Raw genomic sequence first — 18,135 nt, 5'->3', positions numbered from 1 at the left:
TGCAGCCTTGGTTGCTGCCGCGGCCGCGGTGCTCCTCGTCGTGGTCGCCGCGCTCGGCGCCGGCTCGTCCGCCGCGCTCGGCGCCGCCGTCGGGGGAGTGATCGCCGTGGGCGTCTTCGCCTTCGGATCGTTCGCCGTCGAGCTGGTCTCGCGGCTGATGCCGACCGCGTCGCTGCTCTTCGCGATGCTCACCTACACCTTCCAGGTGGTGGCCATGGCGCTGGTGTTCGTCGCGCTCAACGAGTCCGGCCTGCTCGACGACGAGCTCGACAGCACGTGGGTCGGCATCGCCATCATCCTCGGCGCGTTCGTGTGGATGACGGTGCAGATCGTGCTCGCCACGACGGCCCGGATCCCGGCCTTCGAGCCGCGGCCCGCGGCCCCGGTCGAGGGCGGTGCGCGATGACCCGGAGCGACTGCTATTGTCCGGGGCGCAATGAGTCAGCCCGAGGAGAAGCCCCAGGGCGATCCGTGGCACGCGTTCGGCTACGTCGTGGCCGGGGTCGCGTTCTACGGCTTCCTCGGCTGGCTGGCGGACCGCTGGTTGGGTACGACGTTCCTCGTGGCGGTGGGCATTCTCGCGGGTGCCGCGCTGGGGATCTTCATGACGGCCCGGCGCTTCCGCATGACGCCCGTGGCGCCACCAGATCCACCAGCTCCACCCGACAGCCCGAAGTCCGACAGTTCAGACGAGCAGTGACCGCAGAGGAGACCTGGTGATCACCGCAGCCAGCGCCACCATCGCCGCCGAGGGTGGCGACACGTTCAACGCGCCCGGCCCGAGCATCTTCGACCTCCCCGGCATCGCCGGCACCGAGGTCACCAAGCCGATGGTCCAGCTGTTCCTCGCGGCGATCTTGGTGTTCGGCTTCTTCTTCCTGGCCGCCCGCAAGCGCGCGCTCGTCCCCGGCAAGCTCCAGTTCGCCGGCGAGGGCGCCTACGGCTTCGTCCGCAACAGCGTCGCCCGCGACATCATCGGCAGCCACGACTTCCAGCGGTTCGTGCCGTACCTGGTCACGATCTTCTTCTTCATCCTGGTCAACAACCTGTTCGCCAGCATCCCGTTCATCCAGTTCCCGACGTTCAGCCGCGCGGGCATGGCCTACGCGCTGGCGGGTCTGTCGTGGGTGGTCTACAACGGCGTCGGCATCGCCAAGCACGGCCTCCTCGGCTACCTCAAGCTGCAGAGCGTCCCGTCGGGTGTCAGCCCGGTGATGTACCCGCTGCTGGTCCCGTTGGAGTTCTTCTCCAACATCCTGGTCCGCCCGGTCACGCTGGCCCTGCGTCTGTTCGCCAACATGTTCGCCGGCCACATCCTGCTGGTGCTCTTCGCCACCGGCGGCCTTTACCTCATCGAGCACGTGGGCGGGATCGGCTACGTCGCCGGTCCGCTCGCCTGGGTGCTGGCGATCGCCATCAGCTTCTTGGAGATCCTGGTCCAGGTCCTGCAGGCCTACGTGTTCGTCCTGCTCAACGCGATGTACATCCAGGGCGCGCTCGCCGACGAGCACTGACCCTCCCCGCTCTCACCACTGCACCACAACCCACAGTTCTCAGCACGAGAAAACAACCCGAAAGGAAAGTAGCCATGGGTGGCTCTCTCAACATGATCGGTTACGGCCTGGCCGCCATCGGCCCGGGTATCGGCATCGGTCTGATCTTCGCCGCGTACATCAACGGCGTTGCCCGCCAGCCCGAGGCGCAGAGCCGCCTCCAGTCGATCGCGATCCTCGGCTTCGCGCTCGCCGAGGCGCTCGCCATCATCGGCATCGCCCTGGCGTTCGTCCTCAAGGCTTCGAACACCTGAGCCGTACGGCCGCCTCCTGTCAGCACGAGATCTAGCTAGGTCAGGTCCATGAAGTCACTGTTGATCGCCGCCACAGAGGCGGAAGAGCACAACCCGCTCGCCCCCGAGTGGATCGAGGTCGTGCTCGCCCTCGTCGCTTTCGCGATCCTCTTCTTCGCCATCAAGAAGTTCGTCGTCCCGAACTTCGAGAAGACGTTCGCCGAGCGTTCCGCGGCGATCGAGGGCGGCATCGCCGCGGCTGCGACCAAGCAGGCCGAGGCGGACGCCAAGCTGGCCGAGCTCGAGCAGCAGCTGGCCGACGCCCGTCACGAGGCCGCGCGCATCCGCGAGGAGGCGCGCGAGCAGGGTGCCGCGATCGTGGCCGAGATGCGGGAGCAGGCTCAGGTCGAGTCCGCCCGCATCGTCGAGCACGGCAAGGCGCAGATCGAGGCGGAGCGCCAGCAGGCGGTCACCTCGCTCCGTGCCGAGGTCGGCACCCTCGCCACCGGTCTCGCCGGTCGCATCGTGGGTGAGTCGCTCGAGGACGACGCGCGTCAGGCGCGGGTCGTCGAGCGGTTCCTCGCCGAGCTCGAGACGGCCGAGGCCGCCGACGCGGGCAAGGACGCCTGATGGTGTCCTTCCGCGGCGCCTCCGCAGACGCCATGGCCGCCCTCACCGACCAGGTCGGTGGGGTGGCCGAGGCGTCGGCCTCCACGGTGGCCGGCGACCTCTTCTCCGCGGCCCGCACCCTGCGGGCCGAGGCGGCGCTGCGCCGGGTGGTCACCGACCAGTCGGTTCCGGTCGAGGCCCGCTCGGGCCTCGTCGGCGACCTGTTCAGCGGCAAGGTCGACGGGGCCACGGTCGGCCTGCTGCGTGACGCGGTCGGCCGGCGCTGGACCCGCCCCCGCGACCTCGCCGACGCGCTCGAGCAGCTCGGTGTGATCGCCGCCGTCCGGTCCGTCGGCCTGCAGGGCGACGCTCTGGTCGACGAGCTGTTCTCCGTGCGCCAGCTGGTCATCGGCAACCACGGCCTGCGCGACGCGCTGTCCGACCCGGTCCGTTCCGCGGCCGACAAGGGCGCGCTCATCGAGACCCTGCTCACCGGCAAGGTGCTCCCGACGACCGTGCAGCTGGTCAAGCAGGCGCTGTCCGGCTCCTACCGGACCGTCGTCGCCGCGCTCGAGGACTACGAGCGCACCGCGGCGCAGGTGCAGGGCGAGGGCGTTGCCACCGTGCACGTCGCCCGCCCGCTCGCCGAGGCCGACCAGCGGCGTCTCGCCGCCGCACTGACGCGCCAGTACGGCCGTCCGGTGCACCTCAACATCGTCGTCGACGCCGGCGTGATCGGCGGCATGAAGGTGGAGATCGGGGACGACGTCATCGACGGAACCGTCCTGGCCCGCCTGGACGACGCTCGCCGCAAGATCGCCGGCTGACGCCGCGATCGCCGTACCACCCCACGACTTCACAGCTGTAGACAAGAGAGAAGGCACCAGAGATGACGGAACTCTCCATCCGTCCGGACGAGATCCGCGACGCCCTCGCCAAGTACGTCGCTGACTTCCAGCCCGCGGCCGCGAGCAAGGAAGAGGTCGGCGCCGTCGCCTCCGCCGCGGACGGCATCGCCCGCGTGTCGGGCCTGCCGTCGGCCATGGCCAACGAGCTCCTCGAGTTCGAGGACGGCACGCTCGGCCTCGCGCTGAACCTCGAGGACCGCGAGATCGGTGTCGTCATCCTCGGTGACTTCGACAAGATCGAGGAGGGCCAGACGGTCCGCCGCACCGGCGAGATCCTCTCGGTCCCCGTCGGCGAGGGCTACCTGGGCCGCGTCGTCGACCCGCTCGGCAAGCCGATCGACGGCCTCGGAGAGATCGCCACCGAGGGTCGCCGTGCCCTCGAGCTCCAGGCCCCCGGCGTGATGATGCGCAAGTCGGTCCACGAGCCGCTCGCCACCGGCATCAAGGCCATCGACTCGATGACCCCGGTCGGCCGCGGCCAGCGCCAGCTGATCATCGGCGACCGCGCCACCGGCAAGACCACGGTCGCGATCGACACGATCATCAACCAGAAGCAGAACTGGGAGTCGGGCGACCCGAGCAAGCAGGTCCGCTGCATCTACGTCGCGATCGGCCAGAAGGGCTCGACCATCGCCTCCGTGCGTGGCGCCCTCGAGGAGGCCGGCGCCCTGGAGTACACCACGATCGTGGCGGCTCCGGCGTCCGACAGCGCGGGCTTCAAGTACCTCGCCCCCTACACCGGCTCGGCCATCGGCCAGCACTGGATGTACCAGGGCAAGCACGTCCTCATCGTGTTCGACGACCTGACCAAGCAGGCCGAGGCCTACCGTGCCGTGTCGCTGCTGCTGCGTCGTCCGCCGGGCCGCGAGGCCTACCCGGGTGACGTCTTCTACCTGCACTCCCGCCTGCTGGAGCGTTGCGCGAAGCTGTCCGACGAGCTCGGCGCGGGCTCGATGACGGGCCTGCCGATCATCGAGACCAAGGCCAACGACGTCTCGGCGTTCATCCCGACCAACGTCATCTCGATCACCGACGGCCAGATCTTCTTGCAGTCGGACCTGTTCGCGGCCAACCAGCGCCCGGCCATCGACGTCGGCATCTCCGTCTCCCGCGTGGGTGGCTCGGCGATGACGAAGGCGATGAAGGCCGTCACCGGTTCGCTCAAGGTCGACCTCGCGCAGTACCGCGCCATGGAGGCCTTCGCGATGTTCGCCTCCGACCTCGACGCCGCGTCCAAGCAGCAGCTGGCCCGTGGCCAGCGGCTGATGGCGCTGCTCAAGCAGCCGGCCTACTCGCCGTACCCGCTCGAGGAGATGACCGTCTCGCTGTGGCTCGGCACCTCCGGCCGCCTCGACGTGGTCGCCACCGGCGACGTGCTCCGCTTCGAGAGCGAGTTCCTCGACTACCTGCGTCGCTCGCACGACGGCCTGCTGGCCGCGATCCGCGAGACGCAGAAGTTCGAGGTCGAGGACGGCCTCGCCGCGGCCTACGACACCTTCCTGAGCCAGTTCGAGACCTCCGACGGCGGCAGCATCAAGGTCGGGCACGAGCCCGAGGCCGGTGCGCTCGCCGACGACGAGCTCGAGCAGGAGCAGATCGTCAAGCAGAAGCGGGGCTGACGCATGGCCGTATCGCTGCGTGAGTACCGCGCGCGGATCAAGTCGACGGAGTCGATGAAGAAGATCACGCGCGCCATGGAGCTCATCGCTGCGTCCCGGATCATCAAGGCGCAGCAGCGGGCGCAGGCGGCAGCGCCGTACGCCCGGGAGCTGACCCGTGCCGTGTCGGCGGTGGCGACGTTCTCCAACGTCGACCACCCGCTGACGCGGGAGCAGGAGAACCCGAAGCGGGCCGCCGTGCTGGTCATCACCAGCGACCGCGGCCTGGCGGGTGCCTACTCCTCGAGCGTCATCAAGGAGACCGAGCGCCTCACCGAGCGGCTGCGTGCCGAGGGCAAGGAGCTCGACTTCTACCTCGCCGGGCGCAAGGCGGAGGCGTACTTCAAGTTCCGCCAGCGTCCCTACGTCCAGGCCTGGACCGGCTTCTCCGACCAGCCGACCTACGACAAGGCGGCGGAGATCGGGGCGGCGCTGATCGAGGCGTTCCTCAAGGAGCAGGGTGAGGACGGTGACGTGGACGAGGTCCACGTGGTCTACACCCGGTTCCGCTCGATGCTCACCCAGGAGCCGACCGCGATCCGGCTGCTGCCGCTCGAGGTCGTCGAGGGCGAGGAGGCCCCCGCGGCCGACGAGCTGCTGCCGCTCTACGAGTTCGAGCCGTCGGCGGCCCAGGTGCTGGACGGACTGCTTCCGCAGTACGTCCAGAGCCGCATCTTCTACGCCCTCCTGCAGGCCGCGGCCTCCGAGCTCGCCGCCCGCCAGAAGGCCATGAAGTCGGCGACCGACAACGCCGAGGAGCTGATCAAGAAGCTCACCCGGATCGCCAACCAGGCGCGCCAGGCGGGCATCACCCAGGAGATCAGCGAGATCGTCGGTGGCGTGAACGCGCTCGCCGACGCCCAGGCTGCGAACGACTGACCCACCAGAGAAAACATCAACGGAGTAAGACATGACTGCAACGGTTGAAGAGACCACCGCCAGCGGTGCGGCCTCGGTGGGTCGGATCGCTCGGGTCATCGGCCCGGTCGTGGACATCGAGTTCCCGACCGACGCGATGCCCGACATCTACAACAAGCTCGAGGCCGAGATCACCCTCGACGGCGAGACCTCGGTGCTGCCGCTCGAGGTGGCCCAGCACATCGGTGACGGCATGGTCCGCGCCATCTCGCTGAAGCCGACCGACGGCCTGGTCCGCGGCCAGACCGTGTCCGACACGGGCAGCCCGATCAGCGTCCCCGTCGGCGACGTCACCCTCGGCAAGGTCTTCAACGCCACCGGTGACTTCCTCAACCTCGAGGAGGGCGAGACCGTCGAGGTGACCGAGCGGTGGGGCATCCACCGCAAGGCGCCGGCCTTCGACCAGCTCGAGTCGAAGACCCAGATGTTCGAGACCGGCATCAAGGTCATCGACCTGCTCGCGCCGTACGTGACCGGTGGAAAGATCGGTCTGTTCGGTGGCGCCGGTGTCGGCAAGACCGTGCTCATCCAGGAGATGATCGCGCGTGTCGCCAAGAACCACGGCGGTGTGTCGGTGTTCGCCGGTGTCGGCGAGCGCACCCGTGAGGGCAACGACCTGATCGTGGAGATGAAGGAGGCCGGTGTCTTCGACAAGGTCGCCCTCGTCTTCGGCCAGATGGACGAGCCGCCGGGCACGCGTCTGCGCGTCGCGCTCTCCGCGCTGACGATGGCGGAGTACTTCCGCGACGTCCAGGGCCAGGACGTGCTGCTGTTCATCGACAACATCTTCCGGTTCACGCAGGCCGGTTCCGAGGTGTCGACCCTGCTCGGCCGCATGCCGTCCGCCGTGGGCTACCAGCCCAACCTGGCCGACGAGATGGGCACCCTGCAGGAGCGGATCACCTCGACGCGCGGCCGCTCGATCACCTCGATGCAGGCGATCTACGTCCCCGCGGACGACTACACCGACCCGGCCCCGGCCGCGACCTTCGCGCACCTCGACGCCACGACCGAGCTCTCCCGTGAGATCGCGTCGCTGGGTATCTACCCGGCCGTCGACCCGCTGACCTCGACCTCGCGGATCCTCGACCCGCAGTACATCGGTCAGGCGCACTACGACTGCGCGATCCGGATCAAGCAGATCCTGCAGCGCAACAAGGAGCTCCAGGACATCATCGCGATCCTCGGTGTCGACGAGCTCTCCGAAGAGGACAAGATCATCGTGTCCCGCGCGCGTCGTATCCAGCGGTTCCTGTCGCAGAACACCTACGTCGCCAAGCAGTTCACCGGCATCGAGGGCTCGACGGTTCCCGTGGCCGAGACCATCGAGGCGTTCAACAAGATCGCCGACGGTGAGTACGACCACGTCGCCGAGCAGGCCTTCTTCATGTGCGGTGGTCTCGACGACGTCGAGCGCAACTGGGCCGAGATCCAGAAGAGCCTCTGATCATGGCTGACACCACGGTCGAGCACCTGCACGTCGAGCTCGTCGCTGCCGACCGGACCGTGTGGTCCGGTGAGGCGGCGATGATCATCGCGCGCACGCTCGAGGGAGACATCGGCGTGCTGCGCGGCCACGCGCCCACGCTGTCGCTGCTCTCCGCCTCGGTGGTCGAGATCCAGGTCGCGAACTCCAACGAGCTGGTCGTCGTCGCCGTCGACGGTGGCTTCCTCTCGGTGGCGGGCGACCGCGTGTCGATCCTGGCCGAGCGGGTCGAGCTCGCCGAGGACATCGAGGTGTCCCAGGCGCGCATCGACCTCGAGGAGGCCAAGCGGCTGCTCGACTCGAGCAACGAGGCCGAGCAGCGTGTCCGTCACGCCGAGGCGCGGATCCGCGCCGCGGAGAAGGTCTCCTAGAAGGTCACTGATACGCAGATGGCATGGTGGGAGTGGCTGCTCGACATCTGTGGCGCGCTCCTGCTCCTGTGTGTGCTGTACGGCGCCGGACTCATCGTCCGGCGCCGTACGCTCTCCCGCAACGGTGGCACGTTCGAACTGAGCCACCGGTTGCAGACCGGGGCCGAGGGTCGGGGCTGGGTCCTGGGTCTGGGGCGCTACTCGGGCGAGACCCTGGAGTGGTTCCGTGTCTTCACCCTGTCGCCGCGTCCAAAACGCGCGTGGCGACGTGACGAGCTCGAGTACGACGGCCGCCGCGAGCCCGTCGGCACCGAGCAGGCCTCGCTCTACCCCGACCACCTCGTGATCCGCTGCCAGTCGCCCGAGGGCCTGGTCGAGCTTGCGATGAGCGTCTCCTCGCTGACCGGCTTCCAGGCGTGGCTCGAGGCCATGCCGCCCGGGACCGACTGGGACCGGCGCTAGTCTCGCTCCGTGGAGCCGACCTGCGCCGAGGTCACCGTCGGGTCGCGCACCGGGCGCACGGTGCTCGCCGCGGCGATCCTCGGCTCCTCCCTGGCACTGCTCGACAGCACCGTCGTCAACGTCGCCCTGCACCGGATCGGCGATGACCTCGACGCCAGCCTGGGCGAGCTCCAGTGGGTCTCCAACGGGTACCTGCTGAGCCTCGCCTCGCTGACCCTTCTCGGCGGCTCCCTCGGCGACCGGTTCGGGCGCCGGCGTATCTTCATGACCGGGGTGCTCGGCTTCGCCCTCACCTCGCTCGCCTGCGGTCTCGCGCCGACGGCCGCCCTGCTCATCCTCGCCCGCGTCGCCCAAGGCGTCGCCGCGGCGCTCCTCGTCCCGGGCAGCCTCGCGATGATCCAGGGCTCCTTCGCCCGGTCCGACCGCTCCCGTGCGATCGGCACCTGGTCGGGTCTCGGCGGCGTCTCCACCGCGATCGGTCCCTTCCTCGGCGGCTGGCTGGTGCAGTCGGTCAGCTGGCGCTGGGTCTTCCTCATCAACCTGCCCGTTGCGGTCCTCACGTTGGTGGTCGCCCGCCGGGTGCCGGAGACCAGCGACCCGTCGGCCGTGCGTCGCTTCGACGTGGGCGGCGCGGTCCTCGGTGCCCTCGGGCTCGGCTCGATCACCTACGCGCTGATCGGGTGGACGACACAACCCGCGCTCGCCGTACCCGCGCTCGGGGTGGGGTTGGTCGCCGGACTCGCCTTCGGGGTGCACGAGCGGCGGACTCCGGCGCCGATGCTGCCGCCGTCGCTGTTCGCATCACGCCAGTTCAGCGCCGCCAACGCGATGACGCTGCTGACCTACGCCGCGCTCGGCGGCGTGCTGTTCTTCCTCGTCCTGCAGCTGCAGACCGTCGCCGGCTACGACCCGCTCGAAGCCGGCCTGGCCACGCTGCCGATCACGGTCGTGATGCTGCTGCTCGCCGGGCGCGGCGGCGCCCTCGCCGGCCGGATCGGTCCCCGGCTGCCGATGACCGTCGGCCCGGTGCTCTGCGCCGTCGGCGCGCTGCTGCTCAGCGGGGTCGACGCCGACGTCCGCTACTGGACCGGGGTCGCCCTGCCCCTCACGGTCTTCGGGCTGGGACTCGCCTCCCTCGTCGCGCCGCTGACGGCGACGGTGCTGGCCGCCGTCCCCGACCACCACGCCGGCGTCGCCTCGGGCGTCAACAACGCCGTCGCCCGTGCCGGCTCGCTGCTCGCCGTCGCCGCGCTACCGCTGGTCGTCGGGCTCGCCGGCGCCGACTACCGGCGCCCGGACGCCTTCGACGCGGGCTACCGTTCCGCGATGCTGTGCTGCGCAGGCCTGCTGCTCGCCGGCGGAGTGCTCTCCTGGCTGCTCATCCGCAACCCGGTGAAGGCGCCGAGCGGGCCGAGCCGGTAGACGGGGGCGGGTCGAGACGTCGGGGCAGAGCAGCTTCGGCGGCCCAGGTACGGCGCCGGTGGCCGGCGGTTTCGCGAGGACGGCTGCGGGGTCTCGATACGCGTCGTCGCGGGTTCGTTCCTCACCCGCGGGCGCTACTCGACCTTCGCTCGCGACACCGCGCTGCTCCTTCGTCGCAGCGCGGTTGCTCATTCGAACAGGCCGCGGATGTCGTCGGCCCCGATCGACGTGCTCATCGCGCCGTCACCGTCAATCACCTGGGCGAACAGCTCGGCCTTGCGGGCCTTGAGCTCCATCACCTTCTCCTCGATGGTGTCGGTCGCGACCAGCCGGTAGACGTGCACGTGGCGCGACTGGCCGATCCGGTGGGCGCGGTCGACGGCCTGGGCCTCGGCGGCAGGGTTCCACCACGGGTCGAGGACGAACACGTAGTCGGCCTCGGTCAGCGTCAGGCCGGTGCCGCCGGCCTTGAGTGAGATGAGGAAGACGGGGGCGACACCCGAGCGGAACCTGTCGATGACGCCGGCGCGGTCGCGGGTGGTGCCGTCGAGGTAGGTCGCCGCGATGCCCGCGTCGTCGAGGCGGGACCGGACCCGGGTCAGGAACGAGGTGAACTGGCTGAACACCAGCGCCCGGTGTCCCTCTGCGGTGATCTCGGCGAGGTGCTCGACCAGGACGTCGAGCTTCGCGGAGCCGACGGTCTCGTGCTCGTCGTCGACGAGTGCGGCGTCGAGAGCGAGCTGGCGGAGCCTGGTGAGGGCGCTGAAGATCGCGACCCGGTTGCGGTCGAAGTCCTCGACCAGGCCCAGGATCCGCTGCCGCTCCTTGGCGAGGTGGGTGTCGTAGATCTTGCGGTGTGCGGCCCCGAGGTCGACCTCGAGCACCTGCTCCTGCTTGGGCGGCAGGTCGTCGGCGACCAGCTCCTTGGTCCGGCGCAGCAGGAACGGCTTGATCCTCGCGCGGAACCGGTCGAGGACCACCTGGTCGGCGTCGCGCTCGACCGGGCGCACGACCTTCTCGGCGAAGGTCCGCGGCCACGGGTACAGCCCGGGCACCGTGATCGACAGCAGTGACCACAGCTCCATCAGCCGGTTCTCGAACGGCGTCCCGGTGACGGCCAGCCGGAACGGCGCGCTGATCGTGCGCACCGCCTGGTAGGTCTTGCTCTGGTGGTTCTTGGCCTGCTGCGCCTCGTCGAGCACCAGCCCGGACCAGGCAAGTGCGCCGTACTCCTCGTGGGCCAGCCGCAGCAGCGTGTAGGTCGTCACGACCACGTCGTGGTCGCGGGCCAGCGCCGCCACGTCGTCGGTACGACGAGAGGCGACCGCCACGCGCAGGCCCGGCGCGTGCCGGGCGGTCTCGGTGGCCCAGGCGGTGACCACGCTGGTCGGCGCGACGACGAGGAACGGGGCGTCGTCGGGGCGCTCGGCGCGCGCGTGGGTGATCAGGGCGAGCACCTGGAGGGTCTTGCCGAGGCCCATGTCGTCGGCGAGGACCCCACCGAGGCCGTGCTGCCACAGGAACGCGAGCCACCAGAACCCCTCGCGCTGGTAGCTGCGCAGGTCGGTGACCAGGCCGCGGGGCTCGGGCCGCGGGATGTCGGTGAGGTCGCGCAGCGCCTGCGCCCGCTCGACCCACTCGGCGACCTGGGCGTCGACCAGCCCGGTCTCGGCGAGCTGCGCCCACAGGCCGAGGTCGTGGTGGCCGATGCCGATCCGGTTGCCGTCGCGCTCGCGCAGCTCGGCGGCCGCGGTCACCACCTCGCGCAGCCGGTCGAACTCGGGTCGGTCGGTCGTGACGTAGAGGCCGCTCGGCAGCACCAGGAACTCGAGGTCGAGCGTGAGCGCGGCGAGCACGTCGGGCAGCGGGATCTGCTCGCCGTCGACGCGGACGGTCACCGCAAGGTCGAGCCAGTCGGTGGTGCTGGCCTCCGGCTCGACGAGGTCGAACCGGATCTCGGGCGCCACGTCGGCCTCGCGGAAGTCGGGCCGTTCCTCCTCGACGACCCGCACGCCCTCGATCTCCCGCAGGCGGGGCAGGTCGTGGATCGCCAGGGTCAGGGCGTCGCCGTCGGTGAGCGTCGAGACCTGCAGCAGCCCGGGCGGGACGGTCGCCAACAGGGCCTGCTCGGCTGCCCGGTCGCGGACGCCGCCGAGGGACTCGAGGCTGGTGAGTGGGCAGCTGCGCTGAGGATCGTCGCCGTACTGCCAGTGCCACGACAGCCCGGCCTTCGTCGAGGTGTGCCACGAGACGGTCAGCACCAGGCTCGGCGCCAGCGGCTCGGGCAGGTCGAGCGCGGAGGTCTCGGCGCGCACCGGGACCAGCCGCATCAGGCCGGGCAGCGTCTCGCGGAAGTCGGCGAGGTCGGCGGGCGGCACCAGGATCGGCGGCCCGTCGACCAGGTGGCGCAACGCGGGCGGCACCGGGGCGGTGGTCGCCGCGACGACGAGGTGACCGGCGTCGTCGAGCAGCCCGACGACCGAGGCGGGGGAGCCGACGAGGACGACGGAGTCGTCGCGCCAGGTCCGACCGCCCAGGGTGACGGCCGCGCGCATCGTCGTGCCGCCCTCGACGTCGTCGAGCTCGGCCACCACCTCGGCCGGCTCGTCGGCCACGGCGACCGACACGAGCGGCCGTGCGGCCAGGAGGACGACCCCGGCGTCCCGGGCGTTGCGCAGCGCGCGGACGACCTGGTCGCCGAACTCGTCGAGGGCGGGGGAGACCCCGGCCGCGTGGTAGCCGCGGTGGCCGGCCCATTGCGTGTGCAGGGCCGCCAGCGCGTCGGCCTGGCGCTCCACGAATCCGAGCGGGCTGCCGCCGACGTCGCTCCACTCCGCGCCACTCTTGATCCACGGCTTGCTCTTGCCCTGGCGCAGCGGCCGTACCCGCAGCGTCGGTCCGGCCGCGCGGTAGCTGCTGCGCCCGCGGTCGAGCGTGAACTCCAGCGCCAGCGGCACCTCCTCGCGCAATGACGGCTGCTGCCGCTCCAGCTCGCCCACGAGGCGCTCGAGGGACCGCCGCCAGGCCGCCTCGCCGGACGGCTGCGTGAAGGTCTGCCGCAGCGTCAGGGCGAGCGCCGCACCGTGCTTGCACACCGAGCGCACCGGGCACGTGCACACCGTGAACACCCAGCCCGCGTAGCTGGCGGTGGGCGCCTCCACGTGGAGCTGCACCTGGTACGGCGTCGCGCGGCTCCCGAGCACCTCCGCCGTCGCCGTGACCGACGCGGCCGAGCGCATCCCGATCTCGGGTCGGCGCACACCGCCCGCCGCAACGATCCCACGGGCGCGCTCCAGCGTCCCGGCGTCGAAGTGGCGCGCCAGGAAGTCGTCGGTCAGCTCGGCGAGGACGTCCACAGTCTCCTCATCGTGGCATGCACCTGCGACGAAGCGGAGATCCTCACGCAGCGCCGGTCACCGCGTGGTCCGGCGGCGCCTCCCGGTGCCCTCGGGGAACGGCCATGCGAGCGTGATCGAGCCGCCCGGGTCGAGGGCGGCCCAGCGGCCCGCGAAGTCGTCGTACCGCTCGAACAACCGGTCCAGCAGCCCGGTGTCGACCCCGCTGCTCCCGACCGCGCCGGGCCAGGCCGGGTCCGGCCGCCGCCGGCCCCGCGCCACCTCCCACAGCGCCACGGTCAGCGACGCGAGCCGCTCCGAGCGCGCCATGTCGGCCGACTCCTCCGGCGTCGGCGGGCGTCGCTTCCTCAGCGAGGTGCGCCGTGCGGCGGGGTCGGCCGGCCAGAACATGCCGTCGTCCCCGTCCGCCGCAGCCAGGCGTCCGTAGACGCCGCCGCGGATCCCGGCCTCGATCTCGACCAGGAGGTGGGCGACGTCGTGCGGCACGGCGTCGCTGTGGCCCGGCCCGTTGCGCGGAGCCAGCGGCGCGCCGACCGAGCGGTCGACCGCGATCTGGTAGCGCCCCGCCAGCTTCGTGAAGGTCACGTCCACCAGGCCCATCGTCCGGGGGTGCCCCGGGGGCCGCAACGGGTTATCGGGCGGCGCTCACTCGCCCCGCTCGCCGCCCGGCACCCAGAGCACGTCGCCCTGCTCCCGGTTCGCGTGCCGGGCGAGGATGAAGACGAGGTCGGAGAGCCGGTTGAGGTAGGTGATCGCCAGCGGGTTCATCACCGCGCCATGGACCTCGTACGCCGCCCAGGCCGCCCGCTCCGCGCGGCGGATCACCGTGCGGGCGACGTGCAGGTGGGCGGCGCCAGGGGTGCCGCCGTTGAGGATGAACGAGCGCAGCGCGGGCAGCGCCTCGTTGTAGTGGTCGCACCACCGCTCGAGGCGGTCGACGTACTCCTGCTCGATGCGCAGCGGCGGGTACTCCGGGTCGGGCACCACAGGGGTGCACAGGTCGGCGCCCACGTCGAAGAGGTCGTTCTGGACGCGGACGAGCACCTGCACCACGTCGTCCTCGAGCCCGCCGGTCGCGACCGCGACGCCGATCACGGCGTTCGCCTCGTCGACGTCGGCGTAGGCCTGCAGCCTCAGGTCGGTCTTGGTCGTCACGCTCATGTCGCCGAGGCGGGTCTCGCCGGCGTCGCCGGTGCGCGTGTAGATGCGGGTGAGATTGACCATGACTCGGAGGGTAGTCCGACCGGGCGGCGGAAAAACTCCCGCCCGGGATGCAACCGATCGGACTGCTGCAGCGTCATGGTGGGTAACAGGCGTGTGGGGCGCCTGTCCGGACCGTCTCGGGAGGGAACCATGGGAGCACGGCAGCCAACAGCCATCCGCGTCGAGCGCGTCCTCGGCGAGCCCGTCCTGGTCCTGGCCGGCGATCTCGACGTCCGCAGCACCGGAGTCCTGCGTGCTGCGGTCCACGACCACATCCGCAGCTGCGGCACCGACCTGGTCGTCCCGGTCGTGCTCGACATCAGCGCGGTCCGCTCGGTCGACGCGACCGCGCTCAAGGTGATCGCCGCCGCGTGCCGCCAGGCCCACCGGTACGGCGTGCGCGTGGTGCTGCGCGGTGCCCAGCCCGCCGTTCGGCGGATGCTGCACCTCACCCACCTGATCCGGCTGATCGAGCTCGAGCGGGAGTCCGTCCCCGCCTGAGCCGGCACGGTCGCCGTCCCAACGTCGCCTGCTCGGGGGGCGACGTTGTGGAGAAGCCCACATGGACGGCGGTTACCAATAGGTAGTGATCGGCCTACGCTTCGGCGTATGAGCACCTCGCCCGACGCAGCCGGCACCGCCGGGAAGGCAACGCACGTCAAGGACCGCCCCTGGGTGATGCGGACCTACGCCGGTCATTCGACCGCGGAGGCGTCCAACGCGCTGTACCGGACCAACCTCGCCAAGGGCCAGACCGGCCTGTCGGTGGCCTTCGACCTGCCGACCCAGACCGGCTACGACCCCGACAGCCCGCTGTCGCGCGGTGAGGTCGGCAAGGTCGGCGTACCGGTGCCGCACCTCGGTGAGATGCGCAAGCTCTTCGACCAGATCCCCCTCACCGAGATGAACACCTCGATGACGATCAACGCGACGGCCATGTGGCTGCTCGCTCTGTACCAGGTCGCCGCGGAGGAGCAGAACCCCGACCTGGCGCCGTCGGAGGTCGCCCACCAGCTCGCGGGCACGACCCAGAACGACATCATCAAGGAGTACCTCTCGCGCGGGACCTACGTGTTCCCGCCGGAGCACTCGCTGCGCCTGATCGGCGACATGATCGCCTACACGGTTCACGAGATCCCGAAGTGGAACCCGATCAACATCTGCAGCTACCACCTGCAGGAGGCCGGCGCGACGCCCGTGCAGGAGATCGCGTACGCCATGTGCACCGCGATCGCGGTGCTCGACCAGGTCAAGAACTCCGGCCAGGTCTCCGACGACGACTTCGAGAAGGTCGTCGGCCGGATCTCCTTCTTCGTCAACGCGGGCGTCCGTTTCGTCGAGGAGATGTGCAAGATGCGCGCCTTCGTCGAGCTGTGGGACGAGATCACCCGCGAGCGCTACGGCGTGACCGACGAGAAGATGCGCCGCTTCCGCTACGGCGTCCAGGTCAACAGCCTGGGCCTCACCGAGGCGCAGCCGGAGAACAACGTCCAGCGCATCGTCCTCGAGATGCTCGCCGTGACGCTGTCGAAGAAGGCGCGCGCCCGCGCCGTCCAGCTGCCGGCATGGAACGAGGCGCTCGGTCTCCCGCGTCCGTGGGACCAGCAGTGGTCGCTGCGTCTCCAGCAGGTCCTCGCCTTCGAGTCCGACCTGCTCGAGTACGAGGACATCTTCGACGGCTCGCCGGTCATCGAGGCCAAGGTCAACGAGCTCATCGCCGGCGCCAAGGCCGAGATCGACCGGGTCCAGGCGATGGGTGGCGCGATCGCCGCGGTCGACTCCGGCTACATGAAGCAGGAGCTGGTCTCCTCCCACGCCCGCCGCCGCGCGGCGATCGAGGCCGGCGAGGAGATCATCGTCGGAGTCAACAAGTTCGACACCACCGAGCAGAGCCCGCTGACCGCGGACCTCGACGCCGCGATCATGGTCGCCGACCCCGAGGCCGAGAAGTCCGCCCTCGCCTCCGTCGAGGCCTGGAAGGCCCAGCGCGACCAGGCCGAGGTCGACGCGGCGCTGGCACGTCTGGCCGAGGACGCCAAGACCGGCACCAACCTGATGGCCGCCACCCTCGCCGCCGCCCGCGCGGGCGCGACCACGGGGGAGTGGGCCGGCGTGCTGCGCGAGGTGTTCGGCGAGTTCCGTGCCCCGACCGGCGTGGCCGGCGCCGTGGGCGTCGCCGAGGCCGGCGCCGAGCTGACCGCTGTCCGTGAGGCGGTGCAGCGCACGGGTGACGAGCTCGGCGGGCGGCTGCGGCTGCTGGTGGGCAAGCCCGGGCTCGACGGCCACTCGAACGGCGCCGAGCAGGTCGCCGTCCGCGCCCGCGACGCCGGGTTCGAGGTCATCTACCAGGGCATCCGGCTCACCCCGGAGCAGATCGTCGCGGCCGCCGTGGCCGAGGACGTCCACTGCGTCGGCCTGTCCATCCTCTCCGGATCCCACATGGAGCTCGTGCCCGCCGTGCTCGACGGCCTCAAGGCCGCCGGCATGGGCGAGGTCCCGGTCATCGTCGGCGGCATCATCCCCGAGTCCGACGGCAAGGCGCTCGCCGAGCTCGGCGTCGCCGCGGTCTACACGCCGAAGGACTTCGGCCTCACCGAGATCATGGGCGGCATCGTCGAGGTGATCCGGAAGGCCAACGACCTGGACTGACGGCGCGCCGCTTGTAACTAAGTGTTACAGCAGCCATTTGGGGCTGGTGTGACCAGTGTGGTGGATAACCGAGCTGTAACACTTAGTTACATGTCGCTGGCCGCGATCACCCGGGACAACGACTCGGGGTCGCGGCCGACGACCGTCGTACCGTCGGAGGCGGTGAGGATCGGGCGCTGGATGAGCCGGGGGTGGTCGACCATCGCCTCCAACCAGTCCCTGCGGTGCGTGGTGTCCTTGGCGGGCAAGGTGACGCCGAGCCTGCCTGCGTCCGCCGTACGTGCGATGTCCCACGGCTCGAGCCCGAGGCGGGCGAGCACGTTCTCGAGCTCGGCGACGGTCGGCGGCTCGTCGAGGTAGCGGCGGACGGTGTACTCGACACCGGCGGCCTTCAGCTCGCTCTCGGCGGTGCGGCACTTCGAGCACGCGGGGTTCAGCCAGATCTCGATCACGAACCCAACCCTAGTGGCGGCGCACGTGTGAGCCGCCTCACGTCGCTTAGGTCTGCCTACCCTCAATCGCGTACCCTCGTGTCGTGGGCAAGGACAAGAAGAAGTCGAAGGGGAAGGTGCGCAAGCTCCCCAAGACGAAGTGCTGCGTGTCGAAGTCGCGGTGCGCTCGCTGTCCCCTGCGCATGCTCAAGGAGGGCACCCTCCCCGAGGGCTACACGGTCAAGAAGCGCGTGCTCGTCCGCGCCGACGGCAAGAAGGTGACCAAGAAGGGCCTGCAGAAGGCCGCCTGAGCGCTCGCCGCGGCCCCGACTAGGCTGGTGCCCATGGCTGCCCCTCGCTTCACCGACCAGCTCAACGCCCAGATCGGCAACGAGTTCGCCGCGCACAACCAGTACCTCGCGTGCGCCGTCTACTACGACGGGCTGACGATGCCGCAGCTGGCCGGGTTCTTCTACGCCCAGGCGATGGAGGAGCGCGAGCACGCCATGATGATGGTGCAGTACCTGCTCGACACCGACGCGCCCGTGGAGATCCCGGGCGTCGAAGCGCCGGTCGCGAAGTTCGACGACATCGTCGGCCCGATCGCGCTGGCCCTAGAGCAGGAGAAGCGGGTGACCGAGCAGATCAACGGGCTGCTGCGCACCGCCCGCGAGGAGTACGACTTCGCATCCGAGCAGTTCATGCAGTGGTTCATCAAGGAGCAGGTCGAGGAGGTCGCGACCATGAACGACCTGCTCACCGTGGTCACCCGCAGCAAGGACGACATCAACGCGATCGAGGACTGGGTAGCCCGCGAGCAGGGTGCCGGTGGCGCCGACCCGACCGCTCCGCCGGCCGCCGGCGGCGCCTGAGCGC

Annotated in this window: 20 protein-coding genes; 16 read left to right on the top strand and 4 right to left on the bottom strand. The window is 70.4% G+C overall.

Annotation, left to right across the window (positions count from 1 at the left end; genetic code table 11):
• The first annotated feature begins 7 nt into the window (after window positions 1–7).
• The 12 genes from KU893_RS02035 (at window position 8) to KU893_RS01980 (ending at window position 9,620) form a co-directional block, all read left to right on the top strand.
• On the top strand, window positions 8–406 hold the full coding sequence (locus tag KU893_RS02035) for a hypothetical protein (protein ID WP_218232647.1): 399 nt from the start codon (window positions 8–10) through the stop codon (window positions 404–406).
• Window positions 407–436: 30 nt separating this feature from the next.
• Window positions 437–700 carry an AtpZ/AtpI family protein gene (locus KU893_RS02030; protein ID WP_218232646.1) on the top strand — a complete coding sequence of 88 codons (264 nt, stop codon included), beginning with the start codon at window positions 437–439 and terminating at the stop codon, window positions 698–700.
• Between the two features lie 16 nt (window positions 701–716).
• Window positions 717–1,514 carry a F0F1 ATP synthase subunit A gene (atpB, locus tag KU893_RS02025; RefSeq protein ID WP_257440973.1) on the top strand — a complete coding sequence of 266 codons (798 nt, stop codon included), beginning with the start codon at window positions 717–719 and terminating at the stop codon, window positions 1,512–1,514.
• A gap of 74 nt (window positions 1,515–1,588) precedes the next feature.
• Window positions 1,589–1,807, top strand: coding sequence for an ATP synthase F0 subunit C (gene atpE, locus KU893_RS02020; protein ID WP_036542107.1), 219 nt, complete (start codon window positions 1,589–1,591; stop codon window positions 1,805–1,807).
• A 48-nt stretch (window positions 1,808–1,855) separates the two neighbouring features.
• On the top strand, window positions 1,856–2,416 hold the full coding sequence (locus tag KU893_RS02015; RefSeq protein WP_218232645.1) for a F0F1 ATP synthase subunit B: 561 nt from the start codon (window positions 1,856–1,858) through the stop codon (window positions 2,414–2,416).
• Window positions 2,416–3,222 carry a F0F1 ATP synthase subunit delta gene (locus KU893_RS02010; protein ID WP_246591626.1) on the top strand — a complete coding sequence of 269 codons (807 nt, stop codon included), beginning with the start codon at window positions 2,416–2,418 and terminating at the stop codon, window positions 3,220–3,222. Before KU893_RS02015 ends, KU893_RS02010 begins: the two co-directional genes overlap by 1 nt.
• 62 nt (window positions 3,223–3,284) lie before the next feature.
• Window positions 3,285–4,922 carry a F0F1 ATP synthase subunit alpha gene (atpA, locus tag KU893_RS02005; protein ID WP_218232644.1) on the top strand — a complete coding sequence of 546 codons (1,638 nt, stop codon included), beginning with the start codon at window positions 3,285–3,287 and terminating at the stop codon, window positions 4,920–4,922.
• A 3-nt stretch (window positions 4,923–4,925) separates the two neighbouring features.
• Window positions 4,926–5,840, top strand: a complete 915-nt coding sequence (locus KU893_RS02000) for a F0F1 ATP synthase subunit gamma (RefSeq protein WP_218232643.1) — start codon at window positions 4,926–4,928, stop codon at window positions 5,838–5,840.
• Between the two features lie 31 nt (window positions 5,841–5,871).
• Window positions 5,872–7,326: a F0F1 ATP synthase subunit beta gene (atpD, locus tag KU893_RS01995; RefSeq protein ID WP_218232642.1), complete on the top strand. Its 1,455-nt coding sequence runs from the start codon at window positions 5,872–5,874 to the stop codon at window positions 7,324–7,326.
• A 2-nt stretch (window positions 7,327–7,328) separates the two neighbouring features.
• On the top strand, window positions 7,329–7,736 hold the full coding sequence (locus KU893_RS01990; protein ID WP_218232641.1) for a F0F1 ATP synthase subunit epsilon: 408 nt from the start codon (window positions 7,329–7,331) through the stop codon (window positions 7,734–7,736).
• Between the two features lie 18 nt (window positions 7,737–7,754).
• Window positions 7,755–8,198, top strand: coding sequence for a DUF2550 domain-containing protein (locus tag KU893_RS01985; RefSeq protein ID WP_218232640.1), 444 nt, complete (start codon window positions 7,755–7,757; stop codon window positions 8,196–8,198).
• A gap of 9 nt (window positions 8,199–8,207) precedes the next feature.
• Window positions 8,208–9,620, top strand: coding sequence for an MFS transporter (locus tag KU893_RS01980; protein ID WP_218232639.1), 1,413 nt, complete (start codon window positions 8,208–8,210; stop codon window positions 9,618–9,620).
• Between the two features lie 188 nt (window positions 9,621–9,808).
• On the opposite strand, the gene KU893_RS23090 is transcribed toward KU893_RS01980, so the two are convergent.
• Genes KU893_RS23090 through KU893_RS01965 form a run of 3 tightly spaced genes read right to left on the bottom strand, consistent with a single transcriptional unit; the run spans window position 9,809 to window position 14,200 of the window.
• Entirely contained in the window at window positions 9,809–12,976 is a 3,168-nt protein-coding gene (locus KU893_RS23090; RefSeq protein ID WP_218232638.1) for a DEAD/DEAH box helicase, read from the bottom strand.
• A 57-nt stretch (window positions 12,977–13,033) separates the two neighbouring features.
• A complete protein-coding gene (locus KU893_RS01970; protein WP_218232637.1) occupies window positions 13,034–13,567 on the bottom strand; it encodes a hypothetical protein in 534 nt (177 codons plus the stop codon).
• Between the two features lie 54 nt (window positions 13,568–13,621).
• Entirely contained in the window at window positions 13,622–14,200 is a 579-nt protein-coding gene (locus KU893_RS01965) for a cob(I)yrinic acid a,c-diamide adenosyltransferase (protein WP_218232636.1), read from the bottom strand.
• A 129-nt stretch (window positions 14,201–14,329) separates the two neighbouring features.
• Here KU893_RS01965 and KU893_RS01960 point away from each other — a divergent pair, with 129 nt between their 5' ends.
• Entirely contained in the window at window positions 14,330–14,680 is a 351-nt protein-coding gene (locus KU893_RS01960) for an STAS domain-containing protein (protein ID WP_218232635.1), read from the top strand.
• A gap of 108 nt (window positions 14,681–14,788) precedes the next feature.
• Window positions 14,789–16,828, top strand: coding sequence for an ethylmalonyl-CoA mutase (locus KU893_RS01955; protein ID WP_218232634.1), 2,040 nt, complete (start codon window positions 14,789–14,791; stop codon window positions 16,826–16,828).
• Between the two features lie 86 nt (window positions 16,829–16,914).
• Here the strand turns inward: KU893_RS01955 and KU893_RS01950 are convergent, their stop codons facing one another.
• Window positions 16,915–17,280 carry an ArsC/Spx/MgsR family protein gene (locus KU893_RS01950; protein ID WP_257440985.1) on the bottom strand — a complete coding sequence of 122 codons (366 nt, stop codon included), beginning with the start codon at window positions 17,278–17,280 and terminating at the stop codon, window positions 16,915–16,917.
• An 83-nt stretch (window positions 17,281–17,363) separates the two neighbouring features.
• Between KU893_RS01950 and KU893_RS01945 the strand changes: the two genes are divergently transcribed.
• The gene (locus KU893_RS01945) at window positions 17,364–17,570 is read left to right on the top strand and encodes a hypothetical protein (protein WP_218232815.1); all 207 of its coding nucleotides are present in this window, start codon (window positions 17,364–17,366) and stop codon (window positions 17,568–17,570) included.
• A gap of 33 nt (window positions 17,571–17,603) precedes the next feature.
• Window positions 17,604–18,131 carry a ferritin gene (locus KU893_RS01940; protein WP_218232633.1) on the top strand — a complete coding sequence of 176 codons (528 nt, stop codon included), beginning with the start codon at window positions 17,604–17,606 and terminating at the stop codon, window positions 18,129–18,131.
• Window positions 18,132–18,135: the final 4 nt, after the last annotated feature.

It is taken from the genome of Nocardioides daeguensis, assembly GCF_019192965.1.
Taxonomy (GTDB): Bacteria; Actinomycetota; Actinomycetes; order Propionibacteriales; family Nocardioidaceae; genus Nocardioides; species Nocardioides daeguensis.
The sequence above is the reverse complement of the archived record's forward strand: the minus strand, read 5'-3'. Positions and strand labels throughout refer to the sequence as shown.

Coding starts and splice junctions, on each gene's coding strand:
- KU893_RS02015 (WP_218232645.1), top strand. CDS start 1,856: ATGAAGTCACTGTTGATCGCCGCCACAGAGGCGGAAGAGCACAACCCG.
- atpE (WP_036542107.1), top strand. CDS start 1,589: ATGGGTGGCTCTCTCAACATGATCGGTTACGGCCTGGCCGCCATCGGC.
- KU893_RS01960 (WP_218232635.1), top strand. CDS start 14,330: ATGGGAGCACGGCAGCCAACAGCCATCCGCGTCGAGCGCGTCCTCGGC.
- KU893_RS01985 (WP_218232640.1), top strand. CDS start 7,755: ATGGCATGGTGGGAGTGGCTGCTCGACATCTGTGGCGCGCTCCTGCTC.
- atpD (WP_218232642.1), top strand. CDS start 5,872: ATGACTGCAACGGTTGAAGAGACCACCGCCAGCGGTGCGGCCTCGGTG.
- KU893_RS02010 (WP_246591626.1), top strand. CDS start 2,416: ATGGTGTCCTTCCGCGGCGCCTCCGCAGACGCCATGGCCGCCCTCACC.
- atpA (WP_218232644.1), top strand. CDS start 3,285: ATGACGGAACTCTCCATCCGTCCGGACGAGATCCGCGACGCCCTCGCC.
- KU893_RS01955 (WP_218232634.1), top strand. CDS start 14,789: ATGAGCACCTCGCCCGACGCAGCCGGCACCGCCGGGAAGGCAACGCAC.
- KU893_RS01990 (WP_218232641.1), top strand. CDS start 7,329: ATGGCTGACACCACGGTCGAGCACCTGCACGTCGAGCTCGTCGCTGCC.
- KU893_RS02000 (WP_218232643.1), top strand. CDS start 4,926: ATGGCCGTATCGCTGCGTGAGTACCGCGCGCGGATCAAGTCGACGGAG.
- KU893_RS01965 (WP_218232636.1), bottom strand. CDS start 14,200: ATGGTCAATCTCACCCGCATCTACACGCGCACCGGCGACGCCGGCGAG.
- KU893_RS01940 (WP_218232633.1), top strand. CDS start 17,604: ATGGCTGCCCCTCGCTTCACCGACCAGCTCAACGCCCAGATCGGCAAC.
- KU893_RS02030 (WP_218232646.1), top strand. CDS start 437: ATGAGTCAGCCCGAGGAGAAGCCCCAGGGCGATCCGTGGCACGCGTTC.